This is a genomic window from Streptomyces sp. NPDC051987, from assembly GCF_040680735.1.
Taxonomy (GTDB): domain Bacteria; phylum Actinomycetota; class Actinomycetes; order Streptomycetales; family Streptomycetaceae; genus Streptomyces.
On the sequence record NZ_JBFAXI010000112.1, the window covers coordinates 20,441 to 27,429 of the forward strand.

Consider the following 6,989-nt stretch of genomic DNA (forward strand, 5'->3'; position numbering starts at 1 on the left):
GAACGCTTCGAACGAGGACTTCTTGAAGATGAGCACGCAGACATCAGTGGGCGTCGACGACGACTTCGAGTGGACCGACCTCGACCGGCGTGCCGTGGACACGGCTCGCCTCCTCGCGGCCGACGCCGTGCAGCGGGTCGGCAACGGGCACCCGGGCACCGCGATGAGCCTGGCCCCGGCCGCGTACACGATCTTTCAGAAGGTGATGCGCCACGACCCGGCGGATCCGGAGTGGACGGGCCGGGACCGTTTCGTCCTCTCCCCCGGGCACACCTCGCTGACCCTCTACACCCAGCTGTTCCTCGCCGGGTACGAGCTGGAGCTGGACGACCTCAAGGCCTTCCGCACCCACGGCTCCAAGACCCCCGGCCACCCCGAGTACGGCCACACCGCCGGCGTCGAGACCACGACCGGGCCGCTCGGCCAGGGCGTCGCCAACGCCGTGGGGATGGCGATGGCCGCCCGCTACGAGCGCGGCCTGTTCGACCCGGAGGCGCCCGAGGGCACCTCCCCCTTCGACCACACCGTCTGGGCGATCGTCTCCGACGGCGACCTGCAGGAGGGCGTCTCCGCCGAGGCCTCCTCGCTGGCCGGCCACCAGAAGCTCGGCAACCTGGTCTTCGTCTACGACGACAACCACATCTCCATCGAGGGCGACACCGCGACCGCGTTCTCCGAGGACGTGCTGAAGCGGTACGAGGCCTACGGCTGGCACACCCAGCGCATCGAGCCCACCGCCGAGGGCGACGTCGACGTGCACGCCCTGCACGCGGCCCTGAGGGCGGCGCGCGCCGAGACCGGGCGGCCGTCCCTCATCGCGATGCGGACGATCATCGCCTGGCCCGCCCCGAACGCGCAGAACACCGAGGCCGCGCACGGCTCCGCGCTGGGCGCCGACGAGGTCGCCGCCACCAAGCGCGTCCTCGGCTTCGACCCCGAGCAGAGCTTCCACGTCGACGCGGACGTCCTCGCCCACACCCGCCGGGCCCTGGACCGCGGCGCCGAGGCCCACGCCGCCTGGGACAAGCGCATCGCCGAATGGCGCGGCCGGAACGAGGAGCGCGCCCGGCTCTTCGACCGGGTCGTGGCGGGTCAGCTCCCCGAGGGCTGGGAGTCGTCGGTCCCCGTCTTCGAGGAGGGCAAGGCGGTCGCCACCCGTGCCGCCTCCGGCAAGGTCCTCCAGGCGCTCGGCGCGGTGCTGCCCGAGCTGTGGGGCGGCTCCGCCGACCTCGCGGGCTCCAACAACACCACCATCGACAAGGCGTCCTCCTTCCTGCCGAAGGGCAACCCGCTGCCCGAGGCGGACCCGTACGGCCGTACCGTGCACTTCGGCATCCGCGAGTTCTCGATGGCCGCCGAGATGAACGGCATCGCCCTGCACGGCAACACCCGCATCTACGGGGGCACCTTCCTGGTGTTCTCCGACTACATGCGCAACGCCGTCCGCATGTCGGCGCTGATGCAGTTGCCGGTGACCTACGTCTGGACGCACGACTCCATCGGGCTCGGCGAGGACGGTCCGACCCACCAGCCGGTCGAGCACCTGGCCGCGCTGCGCGCCATCCCGGGCCTGAACGTCGTCCGCCCGGCCGACGCCAACGAGACCGCGACGGCCTGGGCCGAGATCCTGAAGAGGCACGCCACGCACCCCGCCCCGCACGGGCTCGCGCTGACCCGCCAGGGCGTCCCGACGTACGCGCCGAACCCGGACGCGGCCAAGGGCGGCTACGTGCTGCGCGAGTCGTCGACCGAGACCCCGGAGGTGGTCCTGATCGCCACCGGTTCCGAGGTGCACCTCGCCGTCGAGGCCCGTGACCTGCTCGAAGCCGAGGGGGTCGGCACCCGCGTGGTGTCGATGCCGTCCGTGGAGTGGTTCGAGGAGCAGCCGCGCGAGTACCGCGAGAGCGTCCTGCCGCCGGCCGTGCGGGCGCGGGTCGCCGTCGAGGCCGGGATCGGCCTGACCTGGTACCGCTTCGTCGGCGACGCGGGACGCATCGTCTCCCTGGAGCACTTCGGCGCCTCCGCCGACGCCAGCACCCTGTTCGCCGAGTTCGGCTTCACCCCCGAGAACGTGGCGGCCGCGGCCCGCGAGTCCCTGGCCGCCGCCCGCACCGCCTGATCCACCAGCCAGAAACAGTTCAGTAGAGGAAGATGATCACTGTGACCGAAGCAACCGCCACCGCGGGAGCACTCAAGCGCCTCTCCGACGAGGGTGTCTCGATCTGGCTGGACGACCTGTCGCGCAAGCGGATCAGCACCGGCAACCTCGCCGAGCTCGTCGCGGACCGCCACGTGGTGGGCGTGACCACGAACCCGTCGATCTTCCAGGCCGCCATCGGCTCCGGTGAGGGGTACGAGGAGCAGCTCGCCGACCTCGCCGTGCGGGGGGTCACGGTCGAGGAGGCCGTGCGGATGATGACGACGCAGGACGTGCGGGCGGCCGCCGACGTGCTGCGCCCGGTGTACGACGCGTCGCACGGCGTGGACGGCCGGGTGTCCATCGAGGTCGATCCCCGCCTCGCCCACGACACCGCCGCCACCGTCGCCGAGGCCAAGCAGCTGTTCTGGCTGGTCGACCGGCCCAACGTGATGATCAAGATCCCCGCGACCCGGGCCGGTCTGCCGGCGATCACCGCGGTCGTCGCGGAGGGCATCAGCGTCAACGTCACGCTGATCTTCTCGCTGGAGCGCTACCGCGAGGTCATGGCCGCCTACCTGGCCGGCCTGGAGCAGGCCGCCGCCAAGGGCCTGGACCTCGCCACGATCCACTCGGTGGCCTCCTTCTTCGTCTCCCGCGTCGACAGTGAGATCGACAAGCGGCTGACCGTCATCGGCACCGACGAGGCCCTCGCCCTGAAGGGCAGGGCGGCGCTGGCCAACGCGCGGCTCGCCTACGAGGCGTACGAGGAGGTCTTCGCCGGCGACCGCTGGGCCGCGCTGGCCGCCGCGAAGGCCAACAGGCAGCGCCCCCTGTGGGCCTCCACCGGCGTGAAGGACCCCGCCTACAAGGACACCCTCTACGTCGACGAACTGGTGGCCCCCGGCACCGTCAACACCATGCCGGAGGCGACGCTGAACGCGACCGCCGACCACGGTGACATCCACGGCGACACGGTGACCGGCGGCTACGCGCAGGCCCGCGCCGACCTGGCGGCGGTGGAGCGGCTGGGCATCTCCTACGACGAGGTCGTGGGCAAGCTGGAGGACGAGGGCGTCGCCAAGTTCGAGGCGGCCTGGCAGGAGCTGCTGGACGCCGTCACGAAGTCCCTGGACAGCAAGGGAGTTGAGGTGTGATGAGCGAGACCGCCAAGGAGGTGCGGGTGCCGGAGGTGCCCGCCGCCGACTGGGACAACCCGCTGCGCGACGCGCGCGACCGGCGGCTGCCGCGGGTCGCGGGCCCGTCGGGCCTGGTCATCTTCGGGGTGACCGGTGACCTGTCCCGCAAGAAACTGATGCCGGCCGTCTACGACCTGGCCAACCGCGGCCTGCTGCCGCCGGGCTTCTCGCTCGTCGGCTTCGCCCGCCGGGACTGGGAGGACCAGGACTTCGCCCAGGTCGTCCACGACGCGGTGCGCGAGCACGCGCGGACGCCGTTCCAGGAGGAGGTCTGGCAGCAGCTCGCCGAGGGCATGCGGTTCATCCCCGGTGACTTCGACGACGACACCGCGTTCAAACAGCTCAAGGCGGCCGTCGACGAGTTGGACAGCTCCCGGGGCACCGGCGGCAACTTCGCGTTCTACCTCTCCGTGCCGCCGAAGTTCTTCCCGAAGGTCGTCCAGCAGCTGAAGAAGGTCGGTCTCGCGACCCCGCCGGCCGGGTCCTGGCGGCGGGCGGTCATCGAGAAGCCCTTCGGCCACGACCTGGCCTCGGCGCAGGACCTGAACGCGGTCGTGCACGACGTGTTCGACCCGGACCAGGTGTTCCGCATCGACCACTACCTGGGCAAGGAGACCGTCCAGAACATACTGGCGCTGCGCTTCGCCAACCAGATGTACGAGCCGATCTGGAACCGGTCCTACGTGGACCACGTGCAGATCACCATGGCCGAGGACATCGGCATCGGCGGCCGCGCCGGCTACTACGACGGCATCGGCTCGGCCCGTGACGTCATCCAGAACCACCTGCTCCAGCTGATGGCGCTCACCGCGATGGAGGAGCCGATCGCGTTCGACGCGGACGCGCTGCTCACGGAGAAGCTGAAGGTCCTGAAGTCGGTGCGGCTCCCGGAGGACCTGGGCGCGCACACCGTGCGCGGCCAGTACGCCGAGGGCTGGCAGGGCGGCGAGAAGGTGATCGGCTACCTCGAAGAGGACGGCATCGACCCCGCGTCGAAGACCGACACCTACGCGGCCGTGAAGCTGGAGATCGACAACCGCCGCTGGGCGGGCGTCCCCTTCTACCTGCGCACCGGCAAGCGGCTCGGCCGCCGGGTCACCGAGATCGCGGTGGTCTTCAAGCGGGCCCCGCACTCCCCGTTCGACTCCACGGCCACCGAGGAGCTGGGCGCCAACGCGATCGTCATCCGGGTCCAGCCCGACGAGGGCATGACCGTCCGGTTCGGCTCCAAGGTGCCGGGCACCTCGATGGAGATCCGGGACGTGTCGATGGACTTCGCGTACGGCGAGTCGTTCACCGAGTCCAGCCCGGAGGCGTACGAGCGACTCATCCTGGACGTGCTGCTCGGCGACGCCAATTTGTTCCCTCGTCACCAGGAAGTGGAAGAGTCCTGGAAGATCCTCGACCCGATCGAGACGTACTGGGCAAAGCATGGTAAGCCCGCACAGTACGAGTCGGGCAGCTGGGGACCGCAGGAAGCCGACGAGATGCTCGCACGAGACGGACGGAGCTGGCGCAGGCCATGAAGATCGACCTGACGGACACCACGGCAAGCAAGATCAACAAGGCGTTGGTGCAGGGTCGCCGCGCCATCGGCACACCTGCCGTGGGCATGGTCCTGACGATGGTGATCGTCACGGACGAGGAGAACGCCTACGACTCGATCAAGGCGGCCGAGGAGGCCTCGCACGAGCACCCCTCGCGCACCCTGGTCGTCATCAAGCGGCACGCCCGCACCCTGCGCGACCGCACCGCGTCCCGCCTCGACGCGGAGGTGCGGGTGGGCTCCGAGGCGGGCACCGGCGAGACGGTCGTCCTGCGCACGTACGGCGACGTCTCCGACCACGCCGACTCGGTCGTGCTGCCGCTGCTGCTGCCGGACGCCCCGGTGGTGGTCTGGTGGCCGGTGGAGGCGCCCGACACCCCGTCCAAGGACCCGCTGGGCGCGCTCGCCCAGCGCCGGATCACCGACCTGTACGCGGTCGAGCGGCCGATGCAGGTCCTGGAGACCCGCGCCCGCAACTACGCGCCCGGCGACACCGACCTCGCCTGGACCCGGCTCACCCTGTGGCGGTCCATGCTGGCCGCCGCCCTGGACCAGGCCCGGGTGAAGGTGACCTCGGCGGCCGTCGAGGCCGAGGCGGACAACCCCAGCGCCGAACTCCTCGCCCGCTGGCTGGAGGCGCGGCTGAACGTCCAGGTGGACCGCGTGGTCTCCCCCGGTCCGGTCGTCACGAAGGTGCGGCTCGGGACCGCCACCGGTGAGATCGTCATCGACCGCCCCGAGGGCCCGCTCGCCACCCTGACCCTGCCGGGCCAGCCGCCGCGCACCCTCGCCCTGAAGGTCCGCTCCACCTCCGAACTCATCGCAGAGGAGCTGCGCCGCCTCGACGCGGACGAGATGTACGCCGTCGCCCTGCGGGGCGAGGGCACCAAGGAGACGGTCTCCCATGTCTGACACCCCCGAGCTCACCCGGCGGCCCGAGTGGGCCGCCCTGGAGGACCACCGGGCCGAGGGCCGGCCGGTCCTGCGGGAGCTGTTCGCGGCCGACCCGGCGCGCGCCGAGCGCTACGTGGTGCGGGTCGGCGACCTGCACATCGACTACAGCAAGCACCTGATCACGGACGAGACCCTCGCCCTGCTCCAGGAACTGGCCACCGCCACCGACGTGTTCGGGCTGCGGGACGCCATGTTCCGCGGCGAGAAGATCAACATCACCGAGCGGCGGGCGGTCCTGCACACCGCGCTGCGCGCCCCGCGCGACGCGGTGATCGAGGTCGACGGGGAGAACGTCGTCCCCGCCGTGCACGCCGTGCTCGACAGGATGGGCGACTTCGCCGAGCGCGTGCGCTCCGGCGAGTGGACCGGCCACACCGGCAGGCGCATCAGGAACGTCGTCAACATCGGCATCGGCGGCTCGGACCTGGGCCCGGCGATGGCCTACGAGGCCCTGCGGGCCTTCACCGCACGGGAGCTCACGTTCCGTTTCGTGTCCAACGTGGACGGCGCCGACCTGCACGAGGCGACCCGTGGCCTGGACCCGGCGGAGACCCTGTTCATCGTCGCGTCGAAGACGTTCACGACGATCGAGACGATCACCAACGCGACGTCGGCGCGCAGTTGGCTGCTGGAGGGGCTGGGCGGCGACGAGAAGGCGGTCGCCAGGCACTTCGTGGCCCTCTCCACGAACGCCGAGAAGGTGACGGAGTTCGGCATCGACACGGCCAACATGTTCGAGTTCTGGGACTGGGTCGGCGGCCGCTACTCCTACGACTCGGCGATCGGCCTCTCCCTGATGATCGCCATCGGCCCGGACCGCTTCCGCGAGATGCTGGACGGCTTCCACCTGGTCGACGAGCACTTCCGCACCGCCCCCGCCGAGGCCAACGCACCGGTGATCCTCGGCCTGCTGGGCGTCTGGTACGGCAACTTCCACGACGCCCAGTCGCACGCGGTGCTGCCGTACAGCCACTACCTGTCCAAGTTCACGGCGTACCTCCAGCAGCTGGACATGGAGTCCAACGGCAAGTCGGTGGACCGTGACGGCCGGCCGGTGCACTGGCAGACCGGTCCGGTGGTGTGGGGGACGCCGGGCACCAACGGCCAGCACGCGTACTACCAGTTGATCCACCAGGGCACCAAGCTGATCCCG

Annotated in this window: 5 protein-coding genes; all 5 read left to right on the plus strand. The window is 70.8% G+C overall.

Features of this window, described 5'->3' with window-relative positions:
* Positions 1-28: 28 nt before the first annotated feature.
* Entirely contained in the window at positions 29-2,119 is a 2,091-nt protein-coding gene (gene tkt / locus AB0M11_RS36190) for a transketolase (RefSeq protein WP_365712413.1), read from the plus strand.
* A gap of 32 nt (positions 2,120-2,151) precedes the next feature.
* Complete coding sequence (tal, locus tag AB0M11_RS36195; protein ID WP_365712415.1) at positions 2,152-3,294, plus strand: transaldolase; 1,143 nt, start codon at positions 2,152-2,154, stop codon at positions 3,292-3,294.
* Positions 3,294-4,862 carry a glucose-6-phosphate dehydrogenase gene (gene zwf, locus AB0M11_RS36200; protein WP_365712417.1) on the plus strand — a complete coding sequence of 523 codons (1,569 nt, stop codon included), beginning with the start codon at positions 3,294-3,296 and terminating at the stop codon, positions 4,860-4,862. Before tal ends, zwf begins: the two co-directional genes overlap by 1 nt.
* On the plus strand, positions 4,859-5,794 hold the full coding sequence (gene opcA, locus AB0M11_RS36205; RefSeq protein WP_365712418.1) for a glucose-6-phosphate dehydrogenase assembly protein OpcA: 936 nt from the start codon (positions 4,859-4,861) through the stop codon (positions 5,792-5,794). Before zwf ends, opcA begins: the two co-directional genes overlap by 4 nt.
* Positions 5,787-6,989: glucose-6-phosphate isomerase (gene pgi / locus AB0M11_RS36210; protein ID WP_365712419.1), on the plus strand; the 1,203-nt coding region annotated here is incomplete at its 3' end. The genes opcA and pgi, both read left to right, overlap by 8 nt.

Bases quoted from the DNA above. Each gene is read 5' to 3' on its own strand.
- tkt (WP_365712413.1), top strand. From the start codon at position 29: ATGAGCACGCAGACATCAGTGGGCGTCGACGACGACTTCGAGTGGACC.
- tal (WP_365712415.1), top strand. From the start codon at position 2,152: ATGATCACTGTGACCGAAGCAACCGCCACCGCGGGAGCACTCAAGCGC.
- zwf (WP_365712417.1), top strand. From the start codon at position 3,294: ATGAGCGAGACCGCCAAGGAGGTGCGGGTGCCGGAGGTGCCCGCCGCC.
- opcA (WP_365712418.1), top strand. From the start codon at position 4,859: ATGAAGATCGACCTGACGGACACCACGGCAAGCAAGATCAACAAGGCG.